Here is a 24889-nt window from a genome sequence, read left to right on the forward strand (position 1 = left end):
AGGGGGGGCTATTTGATAAATAATTCAGGGCCTGCGATTTGTGGTTTATCTTTGCTATCAAAATCTTTTACCTCACTCAATTTTGCAGTAATAAATTGGTCTTTATCGATTCTTAGACGAATTTTTATGGCCTTGGGATCTTTTACATTTCCAATGCAAAAATAAGAGGTATTATAGTCCAATAATTTATAATTGGATTCTCCTTCCACAAAAAGTTGGTAACCTGTCGTTTTGAATGTTTTGTTAACTATGGTTTTTATTTTGAACACTTGCTGTTGCTCATCAGGAGCTAAAAGAACCTCCCCGATTTTTACATCATCCTTGAAATATGATGGATAATCATGACTTGGACTAATCATCAAATGGTATGTGATAAGATTTTCTGAATTTGGAGCTTTATTCAATTGATTATTACAGCCCAATAATAGGGAGATAAAGCAATATGTGATTATTTGGCTGTAAAGTTTCATTGCTACAGAATTGTATTAAAATCCAGGATATAGATTTTTAAGAACCCTTTCAATTTTATCCAAGAAGCTAACTATAAATAGGAAGCATTGATCAATGTTCAGAAAAATAGGTCTAAAAGTCAGTTTGAGTTTTAATTTAAAGTATATAATATATGTTAGACTTACCATAGCGAAATAGTAAGCACTCTATTTAAATGAGCAAGCCATTAATTTTGGTTATAATTTTTGATTTACCTACTTGTGCACAAGGAATAGTTGGTGATATTTTGTTTTGGGATATAGGGATGTTTATTATCTTTAATTTTGTTTTTACAGCGCTTAATAGAGCAGGTATGAAAGTAGGTATTATTGATGATGAGCTTCACTGTATTGAAAGTTTAAGTTATGAACTGGAAGATTTGGATTTGCCTATTGAAATAGTTTTTCAATCTACCAAGGTGGATGAAGTTATTGAAGTCCTGAGAGAAAAGGAGTTGGATTTATTGTTTCTTGATGTGGAAATGCCTCGATTAAACGGCTTTGAACTGCTTGATTTGTTAGGGGAGTTTGATTTTGAAGTGGTGTTCACCACTGCCTATAGTCAGTATGCTGTCAAGGCTTTCCAATATAAAGCCTTTCACTATTTGCTCAAACCCGTAGGCAAGGAGGATCTAAGAGAAGTCATTGAGAAGTTTTCACAAAGTAGGGGATATGCATCCAGAAACTCTAGCAAGGAGGTTGCTGCGCTGATTGAGCTGCTAAAGAAAGAAAATATTATCAAATCCAAGATAGCTGTTCCGGTAAGTGATGGGCTGGAGTTTATTAAGGTTGACGATATCCTTTATGGTCAAAGCCAAAATAATTATACTTTACTCTACTTATCAGACGGTACCAAGCTGCTTTTCAGTAAGACCCTCAAAGAAGTGGAAAAAGCTCTCAAAAAGTATTTTTTTCTAAGGATCCATCAATCGTATTTGATTAATCCAAATTATATGAAAAAGTATTTAAGAAATGACGGGGGAAGTGTATTAATGGACAATGGAGAACAATTGCCCATAAGTCAAAGAAAAAAGGATGAGGTACTTACTCTGTTTGAAGCGATAGTAAAAAGCAAATCAGTATAAGGCGAAGAAAGAGGATAAGTAGATTAGCAGGGATCACTTTTTTGTTTCAGTTGGACAAATGGTATAATTATACTAATATTGATTTGAACCATTGCGCTTTTGCGTTTCGATTGTCCATGAAGGAAAAAGTTTTCATTGTGATCCTTATTTGTTTTGGTTTCTTGGCTGTTTCCTGTAATCAGAGGCCTGAAGCCAAAAAAAAGAAGGAGCCATTTTGGCAAAATCCGGTTCAACTGGACTTAAATGCGATTAAGCAGCGGGGCTTTATAAGGGCTGTAGTGGATAATTCCTCAACTAGCTATTATATCTATAGGGGTAGACGAATGGGCTATGAATATGAGCTGCTCCGTAATCTGGCAAAGAGACTAGACGTACAGCTCAGGTTGATTGTGGATGCAGACATCATGAGGGCTTATAAGATGTTGAACAGTGGGGAAGCAGATATTATCGCAATTAATCTTTTTAATAATCCTGAAAGGGAGAAATACGGCAAATTCACCGAGCCATTAAATTCATTTTCATCAGTATTGGTTCAAAGGGATGATCGACCCATAATAAAGGATCCATCGGAACTCAATGGGAAATCTATATACGTTCGTAAGTCTACTGTCTATAGAGGTCAATTAGAGGCCATTCAGGATAGTCTGAATATCAATATAGAGATCGTGGAATGGGACAAAAACTCAGATGCATTGGTAGAAGATGTGGTTCGAGAGGAAATAGATTATACTGTTGTGGACAAAGATGTTGCCTTGGTAAACTCCACTTACTATAATAATCTGGATATAGAGCTAGAGATAGGCCCTGCAGCGGAAGTGGCTTGGGCAGTAAGAAAGAATGCTCCAAACTTGGAAAAGGAAGTTAATGAATGGATAAAAAGGGGCAAGAGATCTACTTATTTTGCAGTGCTATATGGGAAGTATTTTTTGAATAAGAAGAATAGTTATTATAGAAATAAAAGTCCTTTTTCCTCTATTTCAGGTGATCGCATATCTGTTTATGATGATATTATCAAAAACGGATCTACACTAATAGGCTGGGATTGGCGTTTGCTGGCTTCTCTGGTTTACAAGGAGTCACGATTTGATACTGTTGCCACTAGCTATGCAGGAGCGAAAGGTTTATTACAATTAATGCCGGTTACCCTAGCAAGATTCGGTGTTGAGAACCCAAATGATCCATCGGAAAGCTTAATAGGTGGAGTGAAATACCTGAAATACCTTGATAAATTTTGGATTGAACGTGTTCCTGAAGTGAATGAAAGGATAAAGTTTATTTTAGCTTCATATAATGTGGGCCATGGTCATGTAAATGACGCATGGAGGCTAGCCCTCAAATTCGGTATGGATACCCAAAACTGGGATAGTGTGGCCTATTTTTTAGAGCGCAAGTCCCAACCAGAAGTTTATCGTGATCCTGTGGTAAGGAGTGGATATGCCAAGGGGCATTTGGCAGTAGCTTATGTGGAAGATATACTAAGCATATATGAATCTTATCGAATTTTAGTAGCTCCGTAGTTGTAGTTTATTTATATAAATAAGCTTTTTAAATACCAAATAATGCTTTACATTTTGTTTTAATGGTTTTTCTCTTATATATTTGATGAAAATCATTTTGAACATTATGAAACAATTATTTACTAGTATGTCCCGATTCAAGGAATTAGGGGTATTGATGATTGCACTGCTTTTTTCTTGCAATCAAGTTGAGACTTTTGAAATGCAACAGGAGTCAAATGAAGTTTTTTCCAGTATGGCTGTTCCCAATACAGGAGACTGTAATCTGGATTGCATAGATTTATCAGCGGAAGATGTAATGTATTATCCAATTTCTGGAATGCAAACCCAAAGTACTGGCAACGGAGGAGGAGGTGGAAATCCAAATAATGCGAGGGCCAATGATAATGGTAATACCAATACCAAAGCAGTTAGTTTTTCCGCATACAATACGGAAAGTGAATTTATTGTTGAGGTGATGTATGAGATCACTGAAGGAAATTCCAATGCTAAAGCTACCATTACAATTAATATTGAGGGTGATGAAGTCGAGTTTGACGAGGTTGCTTCAGGTAGTACCGTGATGCATAGTATTCCGTTGCCTGAGGGATGGGAAGCTTGTGATCTTATTAACTTTTCTATCTTGCAGGAAGGATTAGGCTCTGGAATCACTTTTGATGAATCTTACAGTTTGGTTGGACTTTGTCCTGATGAATGTGAAATCAGAACGGCTTCTGCTTATGCAGGTGATCTTTTAGGTGAAAATGATGGAGAACCTTCAAGAGGCTTTAACAATGCTTGGTGGTATGTTTTTGATATCGAAGGTGATGCAGAGCAAAATGTTTACGCAAATAAGGATGAGATCATCGGTACGGTAACTTACGATGTGCTGGAAGGAACAATTACCATTGATTTGGGTGACTGGAGCTTGCAGGATGACGAAGAAAGTGTGAAATGGTACAGCTATGCGGATGGTGAACTTCCAAATGCAGGAAGACCTACTCCAGGACAGGCACCTGACAAATCCAATTCATTGGTAATTGACACTGTTGAAGGAGCCAGGTATTACGCAGTCCACTTAGATGTAGAGATTTGTGAGTGATAAAAAAAAGACTATAAAAAAGAGGGACCGGAAATTTTTCCGGCCCCTCTTTTTTATACTGCAGCTTTATGAATTAAATCTGCTTAAATATATTTTTAAAGCTTGTTGCTTCAGCAAGCTTGCCATGAAGCTCATCGATATGAACACGTTCCTGTTCTGTGGTATCTCTGTGGCGAATAGTAACCGTATTGTCTTCCAATGTTTGGTGATCCACGGCAATACAGAAAGGCGTTCCGATCAAATCCTGACGTGTATAGCGCTTACCAATTGATGCTGCCTCTTCATATATGATGTTAAAATCATATTTTAGCTTATCGACAATTTCTTTACCCTTATCCGGTAAGCCATCTTTTTTGGTCAAAGGAAGAATAGCTGCTTTTACAGGAGCAATTGCTGGATGGAATTTCAGGAAAGTTCTGGTTTTACCTTCTTTTTCCTCCTCAGTGAAGGCATTGCAAAGGGTCATCAAGAAGAGTCTATCCGCACCGATTGAGGTTTCGATTACATAAGGAATGTAGTTTTTGTTTACCTCAGGATCGAAGTATTGCTGCTTCTTTTTGGAGTATTCCTGATGGCTTTTTAGATCGAAATCAGTTCTTGAGTGGATACCTTCTACTTCTTTGAAACCAAAAGGGAAATCAAACTCGATATCCATGGCAGCGTTGGCATAGTGAGCCAACTTATCATGATCATGGGTTCTCAATTTTTCTTCAGGAACACCCAAAGCTTTGTGCCATTTAAGCCTCGTTTCAGCCCAGGTTTTATACCAATCCAGCTCAGAACCAGGACGTACGAAATATTGCATTTCCATTTGTTCAAACTCCCTCATACGGAAGATAAACTGACGGGCTACAATTTCATTTCTGAAGGCCTTACCAATTTGGGCGATGCCAAAAGGAACTTTCATTCTCGCCGTTTTCTGAACATTAAGGAAGTTGACAAAAATTCCTTGGGCAGTTTCCGGTCTCAGGTAGATCGTGGAAGCATCCTCAGCTACAGAACCAACCTGGGTAGAGAACATCAAGTTAAACTGTCTTACATCGGTCCAGTTGGTAGTGCCACTAATAGGACAAGAGATCTCCTCATTGATGATCAAATCCCTTACACCATCAAGGTCTTCAGCTTCCAGCAATTTCCCCATTGCGGCCAAAAGATTTTTGGCTTCTTCCTGCTTACCTTCTTTTTCTAAAGCAGCAGCTTTTTCTTCAATAAGTACATCCGCACGGTAGCGCTTTTTACTGTCCTTATTGTCAATCATTGGATCATTGAAACTGTCAACGTGACCAGAGGCCTTCCAAGTGGTGGGATGCATGAAGATTGAGGCATCAATACCAACGATATTATCGTTTAATCGGGTCATTGATTCCCACCATAAGCGCTTAAGATTATTTTTAAGCTCTACTCCATAGGCACCATAATCATATACTGCCTGAAGTCCATCATATATTTCTGAAGAAGGATATACAAAGCCATATTCCTTGGCATGTGAAATGATATCCTTCAGCTGCGCGTTTTCAGTTACTTGTTCTGTCTTTGCCATAGCCGCAAAAATAGGGAAATCTATTTAAATTTGAGAATGAAAAAATGGTTTAGTTTTAATGTTCAGCCCGTTGAATCCACTTTTAGATGGCTGAATAGATTTTCATTGAAGATGATATTTTTAAACTGTTGGTCAGGATTTGAATTTCAGCCTATACAAAAAGAAACCTAAAATCACTGTGCTCAGGAAGAAAATCAGCGTGCTCCATTCGTAGGTTCTTTTGCTATTGGCCTCTGATGTTATTTCCTCATCTTTTTCTTTGAGTGCCCTTTTAAGTTTGCTAATATCCTGTTCCTGTTTCTGGGCAATAAATTTATAATCGTCTTTTTCGTATTTGATTTCTGTTGTTTCAATGTTTTTAAGCATTTCCAACTCATCCATGATTAGGTTATCTTTAAGGATAATCCTTTCCATCCATTCATTGGTGGCAATCATGTCTTTTTTTGTCCTATTGCCGAAAATACCTGACTTTTTAGATTCTGATGCTTTCCATTGACGATGCAGGTCTTGTCTTTCATCGACTAGTTTTTCCAGCCGTTTTTGGGGATAGGCAGTTAAAGATAGGCATAGCAGGCAGGCTATGAGTAAAATGTTCTTCATGATTATAGGTTTTGCTACAAAAGCTCAAATAACGTGCCGTTTAGCCAATGGTTCATAATTTGTACTTTTTTTCTTTTCGCCGTTTAAACTGTCCCTTCCTCCGTTTATTATTGGTGTAAAAATTATAAATGAAATTCACTGCAAATGCGGTAATGGTCAAGGGGATAAATAAACTGGGGAGCATTCGCTTGATTCCCAATAGGATCAGGAATGTAGCAATCATGCCAATTTTAAAACTTGTATGGTTTTCCGGATAGGTTTTGCCAATTAAAATCAAACTAAGGATCTCAACTATCACAAGAAAAAGTATAAGGTAGGTCAAGAGCCTTTGAGTGGAAAGGTCACCGGCAAAAACAGCCCAAGCGGCCATGCCTCCTACAGCTATTAAACTTAAAGAATGTAAGGAAGTGTTCAGTTTTTCTTTCATAGATTTTTTGGGTTGAGTGTTAAACAATATAGGTGCTTTTGCCTGAAAAATCAATGTGTGGCTTTATGACAAAAATAATAGGCCTTGGGACAAGAACACTATTTCCTCCCAAGGCCCCAGGGAAATCGCCTTAAACCAATGATGCTATTTGAATTAAATTGTCAGGCCGGGCGGAGTCGAGGTCCAATGTTTAGTCTTCGACTCCACTCAGGCTGACATCACTTTATTGATAGTTTAAAAGAGATGTTCCTATCCAAGGCCTATCAAAATGATCTTAAGAACTTATTTCTTATAGTTTTCTTTTGATAAAATCAGTCATCAGATTATAAAGGTGCCAAGTGGTATTGCCTCCATAGATGCCGTGGTTTCTATTCGGATAATAGAAAGTTTCAAATTGCTTGTCCGCACTGATCAACGCATTTACCAAATCTACTGAATTCTGGAAATGCACGTTATCATCGCCCGTTCCATGAATCAATAGGTAGTTACCTTGTAATTTGCTTACATGGCTGATTGGGCTGAAATCATCATAACCGCTTGCATTTAACTGCGGAGTTTGTAAATATCTCTCAGTGTAAATAGTGTCATAATATCTCCAAGTAGTCACAGGAGCTACTGCAATGGCCATTTTGAATACATCATTTCCTAACATTAAAGAAAGAGAGGACATATATCCACCATATGACCAACCCCAGATACCAATTCTGCTGGCATCAACATAGGAAAGTCCGGCTAAATATTTTGCTCCGGCGATTTGATCTTGGGTTTCAAGATTGCCCAACTGTGCATAAGTGGCATGTTTGAAGTCACGTCCTCTGGCTCCAGTTCCCCTGTTGTCAACACAAACAACGATATATCCTTCAGCAGCCAATTGGTGATGCCAGAAATCACGGGTCCCACCCCAAGAGTTTTTGACATTTTGGGAACCTGGTCCTCCGTATACGTACATTAAAACTGGATATTGTTTGCTTTGGTCAAAATCAGCTGGCTTAATCATATAAGCATTTAACTGCGTGCCATCTACCTTTGAGAATTCGAAAAATTCCTTTTGGCTAAGTGCATATTCACCTAATCTTTCCACCAACTCGCTGTTGTCTTCTAGGACTTTGATGGTTTTACCTTTGGAAGTGTTCAAAGTGATATGAAGAGGACTGTTGGCCGTAGAAAAATAATCAATATAATATTTGAAATCAGGACTCATATTGATCGCATGGGTTCCTTGTGCTGGTGTAAGTTCGGACTTTCCTTTGCCATTCAACTTGATGGCATAAAGATTTCTTTCCAATGGAGATTTTTCGGTAGAGATATAATAGATCTTTTTAGATTTTTCATCTACACCTACCATTTCAGTTACTTCCCAATTTCCTTCAGTAATTTGCTGGATCAATTTGCCATCCATATCATGGTGGTAAATATGCTTATAGCCATCTTGTTCGGAAGTTCTAATAAACCCTTTTCCGTCTGACAGGTATAATAGATTGTCATTATAGTCCATGTCCACATAGGTTTCAGAGGTCTCAGTCAAGATAACTTTGCTTTCACCTGTATTGGCATCAGCATGAAACAAGTCAAGTTGGTTTTGAAGTCTATTCAATCTGATAAAGGCCAGTGTGTTATTTTCACCACCAGTCCAATAGATACGAGGAAGATAAATGTCTTTTTCTTTTCCGGATTCGATAACTACGGTTTCTTCTTGGTCCAAGTCATATACATGAATACTTACCTCAGAGTTTTTCTCACCTGCTTTAGGGTATTTGAATTTGTAGTCCTTAGGGTATAAAGGTCCCCACAGCTGCATATTATATTCAGGTACCTCTGATTCATCAAATCGAATAAAGGCGATTTTTTTTCCATCAGGAGACCATTTAAATGCCTGTGCCATGGAAAATTCTTCTTCATACACCCAGTCTGCAGATCCATTGATGATATGATTCCACTTTCCATCATTGGTGATTTGGTGCACTACATTGTCTTGAAGGCCGATATAGTAAAGGTTATTGTCCTTCACAAATGCGACTTTGGTATTGTCAGGAGAAAGAGTGGCGTAGGAAATCTTCTCTCCACCCATCAGCTTTTGACTTGTTCCAGTAGCCAAGTCTATCACATAAAATATCCCTTTGGAGGATCTTCTGTAGATGCTTTCTATTTCAGTAGCAACCAAAGCCTTGGTTTCGTCATTATTGAATGAATAGCTGGAGAAATTGATTCCCAGTTTTTCACCATCGATCAATACGGCTTCCTCTTCTCCAGTGGAAACGTTGATTTTTACTACTTGGGAAGCACCGTTATTCCTTTTGAAGGAACTGTAATATTGACCGTCCTTCATCCAGTTGATCCCGCCAACTGATTTTTGGGCAAAAACATCTTCTTTGAAAATAGATTCTAGAGAGACCTTTTTTTGTTGTGCAAGGCCCTGAAAGCACATACCCATGACTATAGCCATAATGGCAAATAATTTTACTTGGTTCATAATTATATTCTGGATTTTTATTCTGCGGGCTAAATATAAGGAAAAAGGGAGGAAGAATCAGTCTGGTCTTGATAAATGGCTGTATTCAAAAAAGTTAGCTTTTGAAAAATGCTTCGAGAAATTAGTGAAATACGGAATAATCTTTTTACCAAGAGCGCTCATTAGTTATACCATTTTTCAAAACTTACATTTACCTTTACTGTCATGAAGAAGAAGAAAATTGCATTGGTGACCGGTGGATTTACCGGTGAGGCAGTGGTTTCTCTGAAAAGTGCCGCTGTTGTTGAGAAAAACATTGATTTGGGGCAGTATGATATCTATAAGATAATCATAGAAAAAGGGAATTGGTATTATCAGGAAGAAGGAGGAAACCAATACCCTGTTGATCTGAATGACTTTTCGATTAGCCTTAATGGTGAGAAGATCACTTTTGATGGGATTTTTAATATTCTTCATGGTTCGCCTGGCGAAGACGGAAAGTTGGCTGGCTATTTTGATATGCTAGGACTTCCATATACTACCTGTGATGCCATCACTTCGTCCATTACGATGAACAAGGGCTATACTAAAGCCATTATTCAGGATATTGAAGATTTGAATGTTGCTAAGTCCATACAGCTTTTCAAGAACAGTCCACAGAATACCAAAAGGGTGATTGAGGAGTTAAATCTGCCTTATTTTGTGAAACCCAATAGCGGGGGGAGCAGTATAGGCATGAGCAAGGTAAAAACTGTGGATGAGGTTCAGGAAGCATTGGATAAGGCTTTTGCTGAAGATAGTCAGGTCTTGGTAGAGGAGTTTGTTTCTGGCAGGGAGTTTTCCATAGGTATCTATATGGTAGATGGCGAAGTGATTGTATTGCCAGCAACTGAGATCGTGAGTTCCAAAGAGTTTTTTGATTTTGAAGCCAAGTATACCGCTGGGGTGACAGAAGAAATTACCCCTGGAAGAATGACGGATGATGAGGTGGAAAGGGTTAAGAAAGTGGCTGAAAAAGTGTATCTAAAGCTTAACTGCAAGGGAGCTGTACGGATGGATTACTTTTTGGAGCACGAAACCGGCAAAATATTCTTTATTGAAATCAATACAGTGCCGGGGCAGACTGAGACCAGCTTGATTTCCCAACAAGTGAGAGCTATTGGGAAGTCGGTTAAGGACTTTTACTCAGAAATTATAGAAGAAATGTTCAAGTAAGAACTATTCAAGGTGGATAATAAACAGGTTTAAAAGACCTTATTATCTCTATAAATGGAAAAAATATAAGCGGCTCTAAGGCCGCTTTTCTGTTATAGGTTGAATTCTTTTTTGATTGTATCAACATAGTCTAGTTTCTCCCAAGTGAAGAGTTCCACATCCAATGTGATGGATGTCCCGTCAGGAGATACAAAGGTTTTGGTAACCACTTCATTGGTTCTACCCATATGGCCATAGGCTGCAGTTTCCTCATAGATAGGATTTCTTAGCCTCAGTCTTTGCTCGATAGCATAGGGTCTCATATCAAATATTTTCTCTATGAGTCTTGCTATTTCCCCATCTGTCATATCAATCTTGGAAGTGCCATAGGTGTTGATATAGATGCCCATAGGTTCTGCTACCCCGATAGCATAAGAAACCTGTACCAATACTTCGTCAGCAATTCCGGCAGCTACCATGTTTTTAGCAATATGTCTGGTAGCATAAGCCGCAGAGCGGTCCACTTTTGAAGGATCTTTTCCTGAGAATGCTCCACCACCATGAGCACCTTTACCACCATAGGTGTCTACGATGATCTTTCTACCTGTAAGTCCAGCATCTCCATGAGGTCCGCCAATCACAAATTTTCCAGTAGGATTGATGTGGTAGGTGATATCATCGGTGAATAATGCTTGGATTTCAGGAATCAATTGCGACTTAATCCTTGGCACCAAAATATTGATCAAGTCTTCCTTGATTTTGGCAAGCATGGTAGGTTCATCAGCAAATTCATCATGCTGAGTAGAAATAACAATGGCCTTAATTTTTTGAGGGACATTGTCATCACTATATTCTATAGTTACCTGTGCCTTGGCGTCAGGTCTCAAATAGCGGATTTCTTTGTTTTCTCTTCTAAGATTGGCCAATTCCTTCAATAACCTATGAGAAAGGTCCAATGCCAAAGGCATATAGTTTTCTGTCTCATTGGTGGCATAGCCAAACATCATTCCTTGATCACCTGCACCTTGCTCCTCTGGACTGGTTCTGTCCACCCCTTGGTTGATGTCTGGAGATTGTTCGTGGATAGCGGAAAGTACCCCGCAAGAATTTCCATCAAACATGTATTCTCCTTTTGTATATCCGATTCTATTGATAACGTCCCTAGCGATTTTCTGAACATCCAAGTAGGTGTCAGATTTAACCTCACCAGCCAATACGACCTGTCCAGTGGTAACCAATGTTTCACAGGCTACCTTGGATTTTGGGTCAAAAGCTAAAAAGTTATCAATGAGTGCATCAGAAATCTGATCAGATATTTTATCAGGATGTCCTTCTGACACAGACTCCGAAGTGAATAGATATGGCATATATTGATGTATTTAATTATTACTATTTCAAATGGCGTGTAAAATTACAGGATAAGCAGGAAATAAAAAACTTTGGATTGTGATAAAATACAAGTCATGATCTTACTGGCTCCTAGAGGGTTTGTAAGGCTAGCTTATTTTATTTCAAGTGTTAGAAATTTGTGTCAAGAACAAAAACTGTTGGGATTTTGTGGAGGTCCACTTTGGTTTTTCTCCATTCAGCAATGGTCTTGGTGACGATCATTTCGTCTTTCCCACTGATGTTTTTGGCCACACAAAGTTTGGTGTTGGGATTCAGATGTTGCTTAAGGTCATCCATTAAGTGGTTGTTCCTGAATGGGGTTTCCATAAAGATCTGAGTCCTTCTGAATTTGGTGGAATCAGCTTCTAACTGTTTGATGGTATCAATTCGGGCTTTTTTGTCAATGGGGATATACCCAACAAAGGCAAAAGACTGGCCATTGAAACCAGAGCCCATCAATGCCATGAACATGGAAGATGGGCCAGCTAAAGGAACTACTTGAATGCCTTTTTGGTGAGCATAAGCTACTGCAACGGCACCTGGGTCAGCAATGCCAGGGCAGCCTGCCTCAGAAATTACCCCCATATCATGTCCTTCAAAAATAGGTTTGAGAAGTTGAGCTACTTTGGCTTCCTTGGTCTTTTTGTCAAGGATTTCAAATTGAAGCTCTTCAATGGTAAGTCCCAGTCTTAGGCTTGAAATATATCTCCTGGCCGTTCGAAGGTTTTCCGCTAGGTAATGGGTGGTGTTTTTAATGATGTCCTTTACCTGTGGGCTGATGATTTCTTGGGCTGTTCCTTCAGCCAAGACATTGGGGATAAGGTATAGTTTTCCTTTTTTCATTTGGTCAGTACTGAATGCTATGGTTGTTTAGCCAAGAAATGCTTTTATGGTTGCGACCACTGCAGCAGGTTGCTCCGCATGAAGCCAATGTCCCGCATTTTTAATGGTAATTAATTTATAGTTTGGAAAATATTGTTCCAGGTCTTCTTTGTCGGTATCCTGAATATAATTTGAATTGGCACCGCGCATAAATAAAGTTGGGCCATCAAAAGAATTATGGCCTGAAAGTGCTTCTCCTACATTATTGATTTTTTCTGTGATAACTGGCAGGTTTACCTTCCAAATGAATTTCCTGTTTTCATCCCTGCCCAAACTCTTCAAAAGGAATTGACGTATGCCAATTTCATCAATATATTTTGCCAAAGTGTCATCCGCTTCTTTTCTGGACTTCAACTCATCCATATTGATGGCATTCAGGCCTTCCAATATTTTTTGATGATGAGGTGGATAATATCTTGGGGCTATATCAGCAATGATCAATTTATTGACTTTGTTGGGATACTTCAATGCAAAGTTCATGGCGGTCTTTCCTCCCATGGAGTGTCCCATAATATCAGCAGACTCCAGTCCTTGGGAGCTCATAAAAGCAGCCAGATCGTCCACCATGGCTTTATAGTCCCAGTCTTCACTCTTCGGAGAATCCCCATGGTTACGTTGGTCAACCAAATACATGGTATAGTTGTTTTCAAGCTCTTTAGCAATGCTCAGCCAGTTGTCAGCAGAACCAAAAAGCCCATGAAGTATAATCAGGGGTTTTCCTTCTCCGACTTTCTTAAAATTTAATTTCATCCTAAGGTGTTGAAAAATTTCAATAGATTTTGATGCTAAGGGTTTATTCTTCCTCCAGTTGCCTTCTATACATTTGGATGGTGTTTTCCAGCCCGTAATATAAGGCGTCACAAATCAGTGCATGCCCAATGGATACTTCATCCAAAAAAGGAATACTTTGCTTCAGGAATTTAAGATTGTCCAAATCCAGGTCATGGCCAGCATTCAGTCCAAGCTCTAACTCCTTTGCCAGGCGCGCCACCTCTACATAAGGTTTAACGGCGCTTTGCTTATTTTTATGATAATTGGTAGCATAGGGCTCGGTATACAGTTCTACCCTATCAGTTCCTGTCAGTTTTGCTGGTTCAAAGTATTTTGGTTCAGGGTTGATGAAGATGGAAGTCCTGGTGCCGTACTCATGTAGTTCAGCGATAATGTCCTTGAGTTCTTCTTGGTGGGCAATCGTGTCCCAGCCAGTATTGGAGGTCAGCACATGTGGAGGGTCAGGAACCAAAGTAGCTTGGGCAGGTTGGGCAATCCTGATGATTTCCATAAATCTTTTATCAGGATAGCCTTCAATATTAAATTCTGTGGTTACCACATCCTTGAGTTTCATCACATCATCATAGGTAATATGCCTCTCATCTGGCCTAGGGTGAACCGTGATGCCCTGTGATCCAAATTTTTCTGCATCCAATGCCACCTTTACGACATCAGGATTATTGCCTCCTCTGGCATTCCTCAAGGTGGCAATCTTGTTAATATTTACACTGAGTTTGGTCATTTTAATAAATTATACTCTTAATTTTGTTCAAAATTACACCTTAAATAACATAAACATAAAGATAATGAGTTTAAAGCAAAGTATAGAAAGCGAAATTAAAAAGGCCATGTTGGCCAAAGATAAGGACAGGCTGAGGGCTTTGCGGTCAATTAAGTCACTAATTATGTTGGAGGAGACTAAGGGTGGTGATAAAGGCATAACAGAAGATGATGAGCTTAAACTTTTGACCAAAGCGGCAAAGCAAAGAAAGGATTCTGTGGAGATTTACCAACAACAAAACCGTGAGGACCTTGCTGCCACTGAATTATCTGAGCTGGAAATCATCAATGAATTTCTGCCCAAGCAACTTAGTGAAGAAGAGTTGGAAGCTGCCTTGAAGGAGATAATTGCAGAGGTAGGAGCTGAAGGACCTAAGGATATGGGCAAGGTGATGGGTATAGCCACTAAGAAGTTAGCTGGAAAAGCTGATGGGAAGATGATCTCCCAGAAAGTTAAAGGACTATTGGTATAAGTATTCTTGGGCGCGATAGATATTATCATACTGATATTACTGGGAATAGGTGCATATAGCGGCTATAAACGTGGTCTATTTATTGGGATTTTGTCTATCGTGGCCTTTATAATAGGAATTGTATTTGCCTTCAAGTTTATGCACTGGGGGGCTGAGATACTGGCAGAAAAGGTGGAAAGTCTGACTTTTATGTTGCCCTTTGTGTCATTTTTGATCATTTTTCTCATCGTTACCTTGACGATTAGGTTGTTGGCTTATCTAGTGAAACAAACCTTAGACCTGACCTTGTTAGGGACATTTGATAATTTTGCAGGAGCCATTTTGGGGATTTTGAAATGGGCCTTTATGATAAGCTTGTTGATCTGGGCGGCAAATTCTTTTGGTATCGAGTTTCCTGAAGAGGACTTGGAAGAATCGAGGTTATATAATATGCTAGAGCCTTTTGCACCCTTTATCATCAATATCATTGGAAGTATTACTCCAGTAATAAAAGATGCCGTTGACAGGATCAATGAACTGGTAAATATGAGTCAGGATGCTATTGCTAATTGATAATTTTGATTCCTTCTCCCATATTCTTGCGGATTATTTTCTTCAGACCAATATGGAATTGAAAATTGTGAGGAATGATACTCCCTTGGCACTGCTCAAAGAAGAAAATTATGAGGCTTTGGTACTTTCTCCAGGTCCCGAGACTCCTGATAAGGCAGGAAACTTGAAGGAAATTTTGGCTTACTACCATAATAAATTGCCCGTTTTAGGTGTCTGCCTTGGACATCAATGTATAGGCGAATTTTTTGGTGCCAAATTAATAAAAGGAGAGAAGCCAGTTCACGGAAAGGTTTTTAGGGTAAATAAGGTTAAAGAACATCCTGTTTTGAAGGGGCTTCCTGATAGTTTTATGGTTACCAGGTACCATTCATTGGAGATCAAGGATTTACCCGAAGAATTGGAAGTAGTATTGGAAACTGACAGGGGTGAGATTATGGCTATGGCCCATAAGCAACTTCCAATTTTTGGTATTCAATTTCATCCGGAAGCACATTTAACAGAGTTTGGTCTTGAGATAATACAGCAATGGGCCGATTTTTATTGCAGAAAGGGCTCTTCGTAGAAGCTAATAGCAACGACCGTAATCTTTTACCATGTTTGGAGTCTATTTATATATTTCCAATTGGCAAACTTGTTTATAGAAGGATTCGTTTTAAATATTAACTACAATTTAATATCTTTAAAACATGCAGGCTTACGAATTTATCAATAATATGATCCCTCCATTAAAACTGACTGATAAGGTCAAGATGGCTTTGTCATGGATGGAGGAAATTCGTACTGATGTTTTGCCAGTGGTTGAAGAGGGGATGTTCAAAGGTCTAGTGACTGATGAAATGATTTATAATTTCAATAGGGAAGATATTTTGATAGCAGACTTGCCGTTAGAATCTGAGGGCTGTTTTGTTTCCAAGGAGAAGCATATTTATGACGTGCTTAGGGTTGCTTCAGAATATCAAACCAATATGGTAGCTGTGGTAGATAAGGACAATATATATCATGGGGTAGTGACCTTGGAAGATGCCATTGCTGCTTTTGCTGATTCTATGGCCATTCAGGCCCAAGGAGGCGTGTTGGTTTTGTCTATGTTTATGACAGATTACAGCCTATTTGAAATTGCAAGAGTAATTGAATCTGAAAATGCCAAGATATTAAGTAGCTTTCTCACCAGTGATCCTTTGGATGATAGCAAAATTAAAGTCATCCTTAAGATTGACAAAACAGAATTGAGGCATGTAAAAGCCACCTTGGAGAGATTTGGGTATAAGGTCATTGACCATTACCAAGAAGAAATGACCCAAAGTGGAGAGCAAGACCGATTGGATAACCTGCTAAGATTTTTGAATATTTAAATGAACCATTTTCAATGAATATAACCATTCATGGAATAAAGTTTCAGCGGGAATTTGTTCCATTTATTGAACAACTAATTAATGCTCTTCATAAGCATGATGCTGAGATTTACCTTACAGCTGCTTTCCAGAAGAATTTGAAAAAATCCGGAGCCAAGGCTTCCGGATTCACTATATTACCCAATAGAGAAAAGCTGGAGGAAATGGACTTTGTGATTTCTGTAGGAGGTGATGGGACTTTATTGGATACTGTTTCCATGGTAGGTGATTATGAGATTCCTATTCTTGGGATTAATACCGGAAGAATGGGGTTTTTGGCCACCATTGCCAAAGAAGATGTGGAAAAGGCAGTAGAGGTGCTTTATGATGGTCAGTTCACCATCCAGGATCGTGCGCTTATTAATCTGAAGGCAGATAAGACCCTGTTCAATGGGGTTCCTTTTGCATTGAATGAGTTTACGATACATAAGAGGGATACCTCATCGATGATTACGGTACATACCTATATAGATGGGGAGTATTTGAATAGTTATTGGGCGGATGGGCTTATTATTGCAACGCCTACCGGCTCAACAGGTTATTCATTAAGCTGTGGAGGCCCATTGATATCACCCTTGGCCAAGAACTTTGTAATTACGCCTGTAAGCCCACATAACCTAAATGTCAGGCCCATGATTGTGTCGGATGAAAGTGAGATAACCTTTACCATAGAGGGGAGGAGCGAGAAGTTCCTGATTTCGCTTGACTCCAGATCAACAGCGGTGGATGCATCTGTGAAATTGACGGTGAAAAAAGAAAAATTTGTAGCAAAGTTGGTTAAGTTTCACGATTACAGTTTCTTTGACACCTTAAGAAAAAAGCTGAATTGGGGCTTTGATATGAGAAATTAGTTTTAACAATCTTTAACCCTGAGAATACTGTAGAGGGTTTTTTATTCGTTAGGTACTTTATAAATTGCAGCGTCTTGAAAAAAGTCAAATTTGAAAAATTGTGTTTGGTCTTGGTCCTTGGGATGTTATTAAGCTTTCCCATAGTAACTCTGCAAGCACAGCAAAACGAATATGGCTTGGGCCTAGGGGTAGCAACTTATTCTGGTGATATTGTCAGAAAGTTGGATCCGAGACAATTGGGCCTTCAAGGAACGTTTTTTGGCAGACGAAATTTTGACAATGTTTGGAGCCTTCGCTTCGGCTTTTCCGTAGCGGGCTTAAATGCAGCAGATAGTGTGAGTCCATTGGATGTAATGGCCCAGTCCAGAAATGCCTATTTTAAAGGATTGTTGGTAGAGGGGCATGCATTGATGGAATACCACTTTCTGGATTATCTGGCTCCGCATTCCACCTTTAGGTTCTCACCCTATGGTTTCTTTGGTTTTGGCTACTCCTTTTTCTCTGGAAAAGGACAGGCTTATCAGGGAGAAATCCACCCTGATGACAAAGGGAAATACTCTTTGTCCACTCCTGTTATCCCTTTTGGTTTGGGCGTTAAGTACAAGCTGAAAGAAAGGTTGTTTTTGGCTGTGGAGTTTGGTTTCAGGCCAACAGTGACAGATTTTCTTGATAAAATAGAATATAACGAAAATTATATACCACGTTTCCCTGATCCCAATGACCCACCATTGGATTTAAATGACCCCAATAATTATCCATTACCCTACGGTATAAATTATGGCAACAAGTCTGACAAAGACTGGTACTATTTTTTAGGTGTTACACTCAGTTATTCTTTTCACCAAGTAGAATGCTTTAATTATTAATTAATTGGAGCTTGGGATAGATTATTAAAAAAGAAATAGCATTTTTGTACCTCCAAAAAATTAAGTTCGGATTATACTGGAATGAAGGAAGCGATTCACAAGGAGAACATACCCAATCATATAGCCATCATAATGGATGGAAATGGAAGATGGGCACAGGGCAAGGGTGCTAAACGTGTCTTTGGACACAGGAATGCGATTACTGCTGTGAGAGAGGCGATCACTGGAGCAAACGATTTGGGCGTAAAATACCTTACACTTTATACATTTTCTACTGAAAACTGGTCTAGGCCAAAGTTTGAGGTTAATGCTATCATGGAACTCCTAATGAATACCATGACCAGTCAGCTCCCCGATCTAATGAAGGATAATGTGAAGTTGACCTATGTGGGAGATTTTAACAGTCTTTCTTCTCGCTTTCAGAAAAAACTTTCCGAAGTAATGGAGGCAACTTCCGGAAATACCGGAATGACTTTAGTGTTAGCGTTAAGTTATAGCGGAAGATGGGAATTGACCAACGCGGTGAAAGATATTGCCAAAAAAGTAGCTGACAAAGAAATTGATTTGGAGGCAGTGACTGAAGAGTATATTTCTTCGAGTTTACTGACCAAAGACATCCCTGATCCAGCGTTATTGATCAGGACAAGTGGTGAATTGCGGATCAGCAATTTTCTGCTTTGGCAACTGGCCTATACAGAACTGTATTTTACAGAGGTATTATGGCCAGACTTTAGAAAAGAGCATTTGTATGAGGCCATAGTCGATTACCAAAACAGGGAACGACGATTTGGAAAAACAGGTGCACAGATTAAATCATGAGATTAATGAGAAAAAGCTTACTAATAATTTGTTTACTTCTTTTTGCCGGTATCACCCAAGCGCAGATTAGACTGGGGCAAAGCAGGTACTCGGTTCAAAAACCAGTGGACATTCTTGAGTTGAATTATGTTCAGCCAAAGAATTTTAAAATTGCCGAAATCCAAGCTGTTGGGCTTTCAACGCTTGATGAGACAGCAATTATTTCCTTGTCTGGACTTAAGGTAGGTGATGAGATCAGTGTGCCAGGAGATGCGATTTCCAATGCCTTGAAAAAGCTTTGGGGCCAAGGGATTATTGGCGATGTTAAGATCCTGGTGACCAAGATTGAGGGGGATGAGATTTACCTTTTATTGGATCTTACAGAAAGACCTAGGTTCAGTATTGTGGAGTTTAGCGGGGTGACCAGAACCCAGGAGAGTGAGCTAAAAGATAAAGTACAGATCAGAGGGCGAGTGGTGCGCGATGATGTATTAAATACTTCAAAAAGGAATATCACCCAGTATTTTGTAGAAAAGGGATACCTTAATACTGATGTAAGAGTAATTCAGGAAAGAGATACTACTTTCCCAAACAGCGTTAAGCTGAGATTTGATGTGGATAAAAAGTCCAAGATCAAAATCAATGAGATTGCCATAGATGGAAATGAAAACATTACAGATGGCAAGATCAAGAAGAAAATGAAAAAGACCAACGAACATGCCCGTGTTCGTATTTTTAGAGATGTTTTCGAAAGACTTGGAAATGCCAAAGGAGGAAATTTGGCCAATTCTATAAAGTATAGAAATCCTGTTTCTGATGAAGAGGTGAAAACCTATATCAACAAAAACATCAAGCTAAATTTCTTCGCTTCTTCAAAATTCAATAAAAAAGAATACAGGAACGACAAGGACAATGTGATCAGCTTTTATCAAAATAAGGGATACAGGGATGCAGTAATCATTAGAGATTCCATTTATAATTTTGATGAAAGAACCATCAATATTGAACTTGATATAGAAGAAGGTAAGCAGTATTACTACAGAAATATCAGCTTCACAGGAAATTATATCCATGATGATGAGGTCTTGCTGCAAAAGTTGGGCATTCAGAAAGGGGATATATATAATAAGGAAAGACTTGACAAAAGGCTGAACTATGATCCTTCCCGCGGAGATGATGTAAGTTCACTTTATCAAGATGACGGTTACCTATTCTTTACGATTGATCCAGTAGAGGTCAATGTGGTTGCTGATTCCATTGATATTGAGATGAGGATTTTCGAAGGTCCACAGGTGACTGTAAACTCAGTTTCCATTGAAGGAAATGAAAGAACTTCTGATCATGTGGTGATGCGTGAAATAAGGATCTTGCCTGGACAGAAGTTCAATAGGGCGCTATTGGTAAGGACGATCAGAGAGCTTTCCCAAATCGGATATTTTGATCCTGAGACCATTAATCCAGATTTAAGGCCAAATTTTGAAGATGCGACAGTAGATATTGTATTCCAATTGGAAGAGAGACCTAATGACCAGATTGAATTGTCCGGTGGTTGGGGCGGTTTCTATGGATTTGTGGGCACTGTGGGTTTGGTGTTTAATAACTTCTCCGTTAAGAATATTGGTGATTTCTCCAAGTGGAGACCACTACCTGTGGGGGACGGTCAGAAATTGTCGCTTAGGGTTCAGGCGAATGGTAAGAGTTTCCAGAACTACAGTTTCTCATTTACCGAGCCTTGGTTTGGCGGTAAAAAGCCAAATGCATTGAGTGTGAGCTTTAACCACTCTGTTCAGAGACAGATCGATATTTATAACCAAAACAATTTTGGTAATGAGTTAGGCTTCTTTAAAATTACCGGTGTGACTTTGGGCTTAGCTAAAAGAGTTACTTGGCCGGATGATTATTTCAGTGTAAGTAATTCATTGCAGTACCAGATCTATGAATTTGACGAATATGGAAGAAGTTTTGGTTTGAGCTATAATACAGGTAAATCAAATAGTTTAACCTATAATATAACAGTAAGTAGATCCAATGTCGATCAACAGATCTATCCAAGAGTAGGTTCTACAATCTCACTGAGTGCCAACTTTACTCCTCCATATTCGGCTTTAAACAAATCAATCAATGCTGAAACACCAGATGAGGAAAAGTATAAATGGCTTGAATATCATAAGTGGATGTTTGATGCGAAATTCTATACACCTATATTTGGCTCCAGTAAATTTGTTATCAATGCCAGAACGCACCTTGGATTCTTAGGTTCGTACGGAAGTAAGATTGGTATCATTCCACTAGAGAGATTTGTAATGGGTGGTGATGGTATGACTTTTAATAACTTCTCTTTGGGACAGGATATTATTGGATTGAGAGGTTATGAAAACCAGGTGATCACGCCGGGAAGATTGACAAGGGGGCAGGAAGGTGCTGATCCATATGGTGGTGTAGTTTATAATAAGCAGGTAATGGAGCTGAGATTCTTGGTTTCTCCTAACCCTTCCGCAACCATTTTCCTACTTGGTTTTGCTGAGGCAGGAAATAACTGGGGAAGTTATGCTGAATTCAATCCTTATGATTTGAAGAAATCAGCTGGTTTCGGCGCGAGAATTTTTATGCCGGCTTTTGGTTTGCTAGGTATAGACTGGGGTTATGGATTTGATCCGGCTCCGGGAGCAATAGAGCCAAGTGGTGGAATGTTCCACTTTACGATTGGTCAACAATTCAGGTAAAACATGAAAAAGTGTCTGAAATTAGTACTTTTGTTACTGTTGCTCAGCCCTGTGGCTATGGCGCAGAAGATAGGCTATGTAGATTCCGAATACATACTGAATAAGCATCCTGATTATAAGGTGATTCAGACGGAAATGAAGAGCCTGGCAAGTACTTGGAAAAAAGAGGCACAGAATTTGGAGAATGAGATCAAGGAGAAGTACAATGCACTGAAGGCGGAAGAAGTCCTGCTGACAGAGGAAATGTATCAACAAAGGCTCGATGAGATCAGAGAAAAGGAAAACGAAGCAACTGAATTTAATACCAGAGTGTTTGGCTTAAAAGGCCAATACTTTCAAAAGCAGTCAGAGCTTTTGCAACCTTTGCAGTCGGAAATCTTTGATGCTATTGATAAAGTGGCCAAGCGTAATGGGATAGCTATCATGTTTGACAAAGCCGCTGATTTATCCATGATTTATACAGATCCGATACACGATTATTCGGATTTTGTGATAGAGGAACTAGGAATAGAAGAAAACAAATAACTTAATTAAACTAAAATTATGAAAGTAAGAATTATCCTTTCAGCCATTGCAATGTTCGGTTTATGCCTTGTAGCACAAGCCCAAGAAGTTAAAATTGGCTATACCAATGTAGAGGTGTTGATGAGCTTGATGCCAGAAATGCAACAAATCGATGCCGATATGAAGGATTATGGAACCCAGTTACAAACCAGTATCCAAACTAAATCTCAAAACTTCCAAAGGGAGCTTCAATCATACCAACAAGCTGCTCAGACTATGACTGAAGATGCTAGAGTAGCTAAAGAACAAGAATTGACTAAGTTGCGTGAGGAGATTGGGAAATTTGAACAAGATGCCCAAACTTCTTATCAGAGAAAATTGGGAGAATTGTTAGAGCCAGTACAAACAAAGGTTTTCAACGCCATTAATTCAGTAGCAGCTGAGCACAATTACACGCATATATTCTCTGAAACTGCTGGTCAATCTCCAGTGTTGCTTTACACTAAGGAAGCTGACAAGTTCACTGAGTTGGTAGCTGCGAAATTGGGAATCGAACTTCCTGAGCAAATGCCAGAAAATGCTGAATTACCTCAGTAATATATAATATAGCATACATCAAAGCCCGGTCAATAGCCGGGCTTTTTGTTTTTATACTTGGGAAAGATAAATTAGTAGATTCTCCTTAATACATGGATGAGTCTTCTTTATATAACAGAATAATATATAGAAGAGTGTCATCCTGAGCGCCCGCCTTCCGGAGGACAGGGAGTCGAAGGATGGTGAATGCCTCGACCCCGCTCGGCCTGACATCTTATAATTTGTTGACTAAACTGCGTTCATTGCAAGCTTAATTATATTACTATGGCTAAAAAGAAAACGATGGATATCATCAGGCAATCAAATGAGGCCGTACTGGTAGATTTTTATGCAGATTGGTGTGGCCCCTGTCAAACCATGAACCCCGTTTTGGAAGAGGTGGTAGAGGAGCTTTCCGGTAAGGTGAAAATATTAAAAGTAAATATTGACAAGAATAATCAACTTGCTTTGAACTTTGCAGTGAGATCTATTCCTCATTATATACTTTTTAAAAAAGGGAAAATCCTTTGGCGTAAAGGAGGAGTGATGACCAAAAGGGATTTGCTCAAGCAGCTAAAGGGAGTGGTCTAATTCTTGGTTTTTGATTTTACGCATGATTGTAATCCATTAGGTTCGATTTGTTATGAGATAAAGATTGATCAAGGATATAGTGCTTAATGCCATTTCTGCCGGTCACTTCAGAGTGACTGCGTTTTGCGGATTGAATTTTTTTGACAATTATTTCCTATTTTCAATTGATCGAGAAGTAACATCCAAATGTCTTGATTTGGGCGTACCTTTATTGTTCAATAGGTTTTATCAATCTATGGTTGATTTAATCACTTGGTAATTTATAACAATAGGTTGTAATTTTGGTTTCTCTAAAAAAGCAATAAGATTTATGATTAATAAGGCAAAAACCGGCGTGCTGATAGTGAATTTGGGAACTCCTGACAGTACTGCAGTACCCCATGTACGAAAGTACCTTAGGGAATTTTTAATGGATGAAAGAGTGATAGATATTCCCTTTCTTTCTAGATGGTTTTTGGTAAATGGAATTATTGCTCCCTTTAGAGCGCCCAAGTCAGCAGCTGAGTATGAAAAGTTATGGACAGAAAGAGGCTCACCTTTATTGTTTCATACGGAAGATTTAAAGACCAAACTTAGCCAACAATTGGATTCCAAGAAGTACCATGTGGAGATGGCCATGAGGTATCAAAGCCCTAGTATTGAGGAAGGTCTGAAGTCAATGCAGGATGCAAAGGTTCAAAAGATCATTGTTTTGCCTTTGTTTCCGCAATATGCTTCCGCAACGAACGGCTCTGTGATTCACAAAGTAATGGAGATTGTACAAGGTTGGCAGGTAGTACCTTCCATAAATTATATAGCTAGATTTATGGACCATCCCTTGTTTTTGGAGGCTTGGAAGGAAATTGCTGATGAGACCATGAAGGGGAAGGAATATGATGCTTACTTGTTTTCCTACCACGGGCTTCCTGAAAGACAAATCAAAAAAGCTTCTTGCAATGGTTTTTGTCAGTTGAATGATAAGTGCTGTTCGAATCAAACTCCCTCCAATCAGTATTGCTATAGGGCACAATGTTTTTATACCACTCGTTTGTTGACGGAGAAATTAGGCCTTCCTGAAGATAAAGTACATACAGCTTTTCAGTCTCGATTAGGGAAAGATCCATGGGTACAACCTTATACAGAGGATAAAATCAACGAATTGTCTAAGGCAGGGGCAAAGAAAGTGTTGGCATTTTCTCCGGCTTTTGTCGCTGATTGTTTAGAAACAACAGTTGAGGTAGGCGAGGAGTATAAAGAAGTTTTTGAAGAAGCAGGAGGAGAGCAATGGGATTTGGTGCCAAGCTTGAATTCAAATGATACTTGGGTGGATTGTATCAAGGATATAGTACTTCAAAATACCTGATCTAATTTTTTTGGGGATG

At 39.0% G+C, this 24889-nt stretch carries 25 protein-coding genes; 16 read left to right on the plus strand and 9 right to left on the minus strand.

What is annotated here, in order from left to right:
- Window positions 1-8: 8 nt before the first annotated feature.
- The gene (locus KMW37_RS08850; RefSeq protein WP_215224268.1) at window positions 9-359 is read right to left on the minus strand and encodes a hypothetical protein; all 351 of its coding nucleotides are present in this window, start codon (window positions 357-359) and stop codon (window positions 9-11) included.
- 305 nt (window positions 360-664) lie between these two features.
- On the opposite strand from KMW37_RS08850, the gene KMW37_RS08855 reads away from it, so the two are divergent.
- The 3 genes from KMW37_RS08855 (at window position 665) to KMW37_RS08865 (ending at window position 4171) form a co-directional block, all read left to right on the plus strand.
- The gene (locus KMW37_RS08855) at window positions 665-1573 is read left to right on the plus strand and encodes a LytR/AlgR family response regulator transcription factor (RefSeq protein WP_246581416.1); all 909 of its coding nucleotides are present in this window, start codon (window positions 665-667) and stop codon (window positions 1571-1573) included.
- A 116-nt stretch (window positions 1574-1689) separates the two neighbouring features.
- Window positions 1690-3090 (plus strand): MltF family protein, encoded by a 1401-nt coding sequence (locus KMW37_RS08860; RefSeq protein ID WP_215224269.1) that lies wholly within the window; start codon window positions 1690-1692, stop codon window positions 3088-3090.
- A gap of 106 nt (window positions 3091-3196) precedes the next feature.
- Window positions 3197-4171: a hypothetical protein gene (locus KMW37_RS08865; RefSeq protein WP_215224270.1), complete on the plus strand. Its 975-nt coding sequence runs from the start codon at window positions 3197-3199 to the stop codon at window positions 4169-4171.
- A 73-nt stretch (window positions 4172-4244) separates the two neighbouring features.
- Here KMW37_RS08865 and KMW37_RS08870 read toward each other — a convergent pair whose 3' ends face one another.
- The 4 genes from KMW37_RS08870 to KMW37_RS08885 all read right to left on the minus strand — a co-directional run bounded on the left by KMW37_RS08870 (window position 4245) and on the right by KMW37_RS08885 (window position 9208).
- Window positions 4245-5711, minus strand: a complete 1467-nt coding sequence (locus KMW37_RS08870) for a glycine--tRNA ligase (protein ID WP_215224271.1) — start codon at window positions 5709-5711, stop codon at window positions 4245-4247.
- A 132-nt stretch (window positions 5712-5843) separates the two neighbouring features.
- On the minus strand, window positions 5844-6311 hold the full coding sequence (locus tag KMW37_RS08875; RefSeq protein ID WP_215224272.1) for a Clp protease ClpB: 468 nt from the start codon (window positions 6309-6311) through the stop codon (window positions 5844-5846).
- A gap of 52 nt (window positions 6312-6363) precedes the next feature.
- Window positions 6364-6738 carry a hypothetical protein gene (locus KMW37_RS08880; protein WP_215224273.1) on the minus strand — a complete coding sequence of 125 codons (375 nt, stop codon included), beginning with the start codon at window positions 6736-6738 and terminating at the stop codon, window positions 6364-6366.
- A gap of 289 nt (window positions 6739-7027) precedes the next feature.
- Window positions 7028-9208, minus strand: coding sequence for a S9 family peptidase (locus KMW37_RS08885; RefSeq protein ID WP_215224274.1), 2181 nt, complete (start codon window positions 9206-9208; stop codon window positions 7028-7030).
- 204 nt (window positions 9209-9412) lie between these two features.
- Here KMW37_RS08885 and KMW37_RS08890 point away from each other — a divergent pair, with 204 nt between their 5' ends.
- A complete protein-coding gene (locus KMW37_RS08890) occupies window positions 9413-10402 on the plus strand; it encodes a D-alanine--D-alanine ligase (RefSeq protein WP_215224275.1) in 990 nt (329 codons plus the stop codon).
- A 92-nt stretch (window positions 10403-10494) separates the two neighbouring features.
- Here KMW37_RS08890 and metK read toward each other — a convergent pair whose 3' ends face one another.
- From metK to KMW37_RS08910, 4 genes are all read right to left on the minus strand, one after another.
- Window positions 10495-11748 carry a methionine adenosyltransferase gene (metK, locus tag KMW37_RS08895; RefSeq protein ID WP_215224276.1) on the minus strand — a complete coding sequence of 418 codons (1254 nt, stop codon included), beginning with the start codon at window positions 11746-11748 and terminating at the stop codon, window positions 10495-10497.
- A 151-nt stretch (window positions 11749-11899) separates the two neighbouring features.
- Window positions 11900-12613 carry an SAM-dependent methyltransferase gene (locus KMW37_RS08900; protein ID WP_215224277.1) on the minus strand — a complete coding sequence of 238 codons (714 nt, stop codon included), beginning with the start codon at window positions 12611-12613 and terminating at the stop codon, window positions 11900-11902.
- A 27-nt stretch (window positions 12614-12640) separates the two neighbouring features.
- On the minus strand, window positions 12641-13402 hold the full coding sequence (locus KMW37_RS08905) for an alpha/beta fold hydrolase (RefSeq protein ID WP_215224278.1): 762 nt from the start codon (window positions 13400-13402) through the stop codon (window positions 12641-12643).
- A gap of 43 nt (window positions 13403-13445) precedes the next feature.
- Entirely contained in the window at window positions 13446-14165 is a 720-nt protein-coding gene (locus tag KMW37_RS08910; RefSeq protein WP_215224279.1) for a pyridoxine 5'-phosphate synthase, read from the minus strand.
- 64 nt (window positions 14166-14229) lie between these two features.
- Here KMW37_RS08910 and KMW37_RS08915 point away from each other — a divergent pair, with 64 nt between their 5' ends.
- The 12 genes from KMW37_RS08915 to hemH all read left to right on the plus strand — a co-directional run bounded on the left by KMW37_RS08915 (window position 14230) and on the right by hemH (window position 24870).
- Window positions 14230-14676 (plus strand): GatB/YqeY domain-containing protein, encoded by a 447-nt coding sequence (locus KMW37_RS08915; protein WP_215224280.1) that lies wholly within the window; start codon window positions 14230-14232, stop codon window positions 14674-14676.
- 6 nt (window positions 14677-14682) lie between these two features.
- A complete protein-coding gene (locus KMW37_RS08920) occupies window positions 14683-15228 on the plus strand; it encodes a CvpA family protein (RefSeq protein ID WP_215224281.1) in 546 nt (181 codons plus the stop codon).
- Window positions 15212-15790 (plus strand): anthranilate synthase component II, encoded by a 579-nt coding sequence (locus KMW37_RS08925; protein ID WP_215224282.1) that lies wholly within the window; start codon window positions 15212-15214, stop codon window positions 15788-15790. The genes KMW37_RS08920 and KMW37_RS08925 overlap by 17 nt, the downstream gene beginning before the upstream one ends.
- Before the next feature lie 124 nt (window positions 15791-15914).
- Entirely contained in the window at window positions 15915-16580 is a 666-nt protein-coding gene (locus KMW37_RS08930; RefSeq protein WP_215224283.1) for a CBS domain-containing protein, read from the plus strand.
- Window positions 16581-16594: 14 nt separating this feature from the next.
- Window positions 16595-17470 (plus strand): NAD kinase, encoded by an 876-nt coding sequence (locus tag KMW37_RS08935; RefSeq protein ID WP_215224284.1) that lies wholly within the window; start codon window positions 16595-16597, stop codon window positions 17468-17470.
- A 74-nt stretch (window positions 17471-17544) separates the two neighbouring features.
- Window positions 17545-18336: a type IX secretion system protein PorG gene (gene porG, locus KMW37_RS08940; protein WP_246581417.1), complete on the plus strand. Its 792-nt coding sequence runs from the start codon at window positions 17545-17547 to the stop codon at window positions 18334-18336.
- Window positions 18337-18417: 81 nt separating this feature from the next.
- Window positions 18418-19155, plus strand: coding sequence for an isoprenyl transferase (locus KMW37_RS08945; RefSeq protein ID WP_215224285.1), 738 nt, complete (start codon window positions 18418-18420; stop codon window positions 19153-19155).
- 5 nt (window positions 19156-19160) lie between these two features.
- Window positions 19161-21857 carry a BamA/OMP85 family outer membrane protein gene (locus KMW37_RS08950; protein ID WP_215224286.1) on the plus strand — a complete coding sequence of 899 codons (2697 nt, stop codon included), beginning with the start codon at window positions 19161-19163 and terminating at the stop codon, window positions 21855-21857.
- 3 nt (window positions 21858-21860) lie between these two features.
- A complete protein-coding gene (locus KMW37_RS08955; RefSeq protein ID WP_215224287.1) occupies window positions 21861-22382 on the plus strand; it encodes an OmpH family outer membrane protein in 522 nt (173 codons plus the stop codon).
- Between the two features lie 18 nt (window positions 22383-22400).
- Window positions 22401-22958 (plus strand): OmpH family outer membrane protein, encoded by a 558-nt coding sequence (locus KMW37_RS08960; protein ID WP_215224288.1) that lies wholly within the window; start codon window positions 22401-22403, stop codon window positions 22956-22958.
- 264 nt (window positions 22959-23222) lie between these two features.
- Complete coding sequence (trxA, locus tag KMW37_RS08965) at window positions 23223-23528, plus strand: thioredoxin (protein ID WP_215224289.1); 306 nt, start codon at window positions 23223-23225, stop codon at window positions 23526-23528.
- A gap of 310 nt (window positions 23529-23838) precedes the next feature.
- Window positions 23839-24870: a ferrochelatase gene (hemH, locus tag KMW37_RS08970; RefSeq protein ID WP_215224290.1), complete on the plus strand. Its 1032-nt coding sequence runs from the start codon at window positions 23839-23841 to the stop codon at window positions 24868-24870.
- The last annotated feature ends 19 nt before the right edge of the window (window positions 24871-24889 follow it).

Origin of the sequence: Echinicola shivajiensis (genome assembly GCF_018642165.1) — a bacterium.
Lineage (GTDB): Bacteria > Bacteroidota > Bacteroidia > Cytophagales > Cyclobacteriaceae > Echinicola > Echinicola shivajiensis.

Bases quoted from the DNA above. Each gene is read 5' to 3' on its own strand.
- KMW37_RS08850 (WP_215224268.1), bottom strand. From the start codon at position 359: ATGATTAGTCCAAGTCATGATTATCCATCATATTTCAAGGATGATGTA.
- KMW37_RS08905 (WP_215224278.1), bottom strand. From the start codon at position 13,402: ATGAAATTAAATTTTAAGAAAGTCGGAGAAGGAAAACCCCTGATTATA.
- KMW37_RS08960 (WP_215224288.1), top strand. From the start codon at position 22,401: ATGAAAGTAAGAATTATCCTTTCAGCCATTGCAATGTTCGGTTTATGC.
- KMW37_RS08890 (WP_215224275.1), top strand. From the start codon at position 9,413: ATGAAGAAGAAGAAAATTGCATTGGTGACCGGTGGATTTACCGGTGAG.
- KMW37_RS08945 (WP_215224285.1), top strand. From the start codon at position 18,418: ATGAAGGAAGCGATTCACAAGGAGAACATACCCAATCATATAGCCATC.
- KMW37_RS08885 (WP_215224274.1), bottom strand. From the start codon at position 9,208: ATGAACCAAGTAAAATTATTTGCCATTATGGCTATAGTCATGGGTATG.
- KMW37_RS08930 (WP_215224283.1), top strand. From the start codon at position 15,915: ATGCAGGCTTACGAATTTATCAATAATATGATCCCTCCATTAAAACTG.
- KMW37_RS08900 (WP_215224277.1), bottom strand. From the start codon at position 12,613: ATGAAAAAAGGAAAACTATACCTTATCCCCAATGTCTTGGCTGAAGGA.
- KMW37_RS08860 (WP_215224269.1), top strand. From the start codon at position 1,690: ATGAAGGAAAAAGTTTTCATTGTGATCCTTATTTGTTTTGGTTTCTTG.
- KMW37_RS08950 (WP_215224286.1), top strand. From the start codon at position 19,161: ATGAGAAAAAGCTTACTAATAATTTGTTTACTTCTTTTTGCCGGTATC.
- KMW37_RS08910 (WP_215224279.1), bottom strand. From the start codon at position 14,165: ATGACCAAACTCAGTGTAAATATTAACAAGATTGCCACCTTGAGGAAT.
- KMW37_RS08865 (WP_215224270.1), top strand. From the start codon at position 3,197: ATGAAACAATTATTTACTAGTATGTCCCGATTCAAGGAATTAGGGGTA.
- trxA (WP_215224289.1), top strand. From the start codon at position 23,223: ATGGCTAAAAAGAAAACGATGGATATCATCAGGCAATCAAATGAGGCC.
- KMW37_RS08855 (WP_246581416.1), top strand. From the start codon at position 665: ATGAGCAAGCCATTAATTTTGGTTATAATTTTTGATTTACCTACTTGT.
- KMW37_RS08880 (WP_215224273.1), bottom strand. From the start codon at position 6,738: ATGAAAGAAAAACTGAACACTTCCTTACATTCTTTAAGTTTAATAGCT.
- KMW37_RS08955 (WP_215224287.1), top strand. From the start codon at position 21,861: ATGAAAAAGTGTCTGAAATTAGTACTTTTGTTACTGTTGCTCAGCCCT.
- KMW37_RS08925 (WP_215224282.1), top strand. From the start codon at position 15,212: ATGCTATTGCTAATTGATAATTTTGATTCCTTCTCCCATATTCTTGCG.
- KMW37_RS08915 (WP_215224280.1), top strand. From the start codon at position 14,230: ATGAGTTTAAAGCAAAGTATAGAAAGCGAAATTAAAAAGGCCATGTTG.
- KMW37_RS08875 (WP_215224272.1), bottom strand. From the start codon at position 6,311: ATGAAGAACATTTTACTCATAGCCTGCCTGCTATGCCTATCTTTAACT.
- KMW37_RS08870 (WP_215224271.1), bottom strand. From the start codon at position 5,711: ATGGCAAAGACAGAACAAGTAACTGAAAACGCGCAGCTGAAGGATATC.
- KMW37_RS08935 (WP_215224284.1), top strand. From the start codon at position 16,595: ATGAATATAACCATTCATGGAATAAAGTTTCAGCGGGAATTTGTTCCA.
- metK (WP_215224276.1), bottom strand. From the start codon at position 11,748: ATGCCATATCTATTCACTTCGGAGTCTGTGTCAGAAGGACATCCTGAT.
- hemH (WP_215224290.1), top strand. From the start codon at position 23,839: ATGATTAATAAGGCAAAAACCGGCGTGCTGATAGTGAATTTGGGAACT.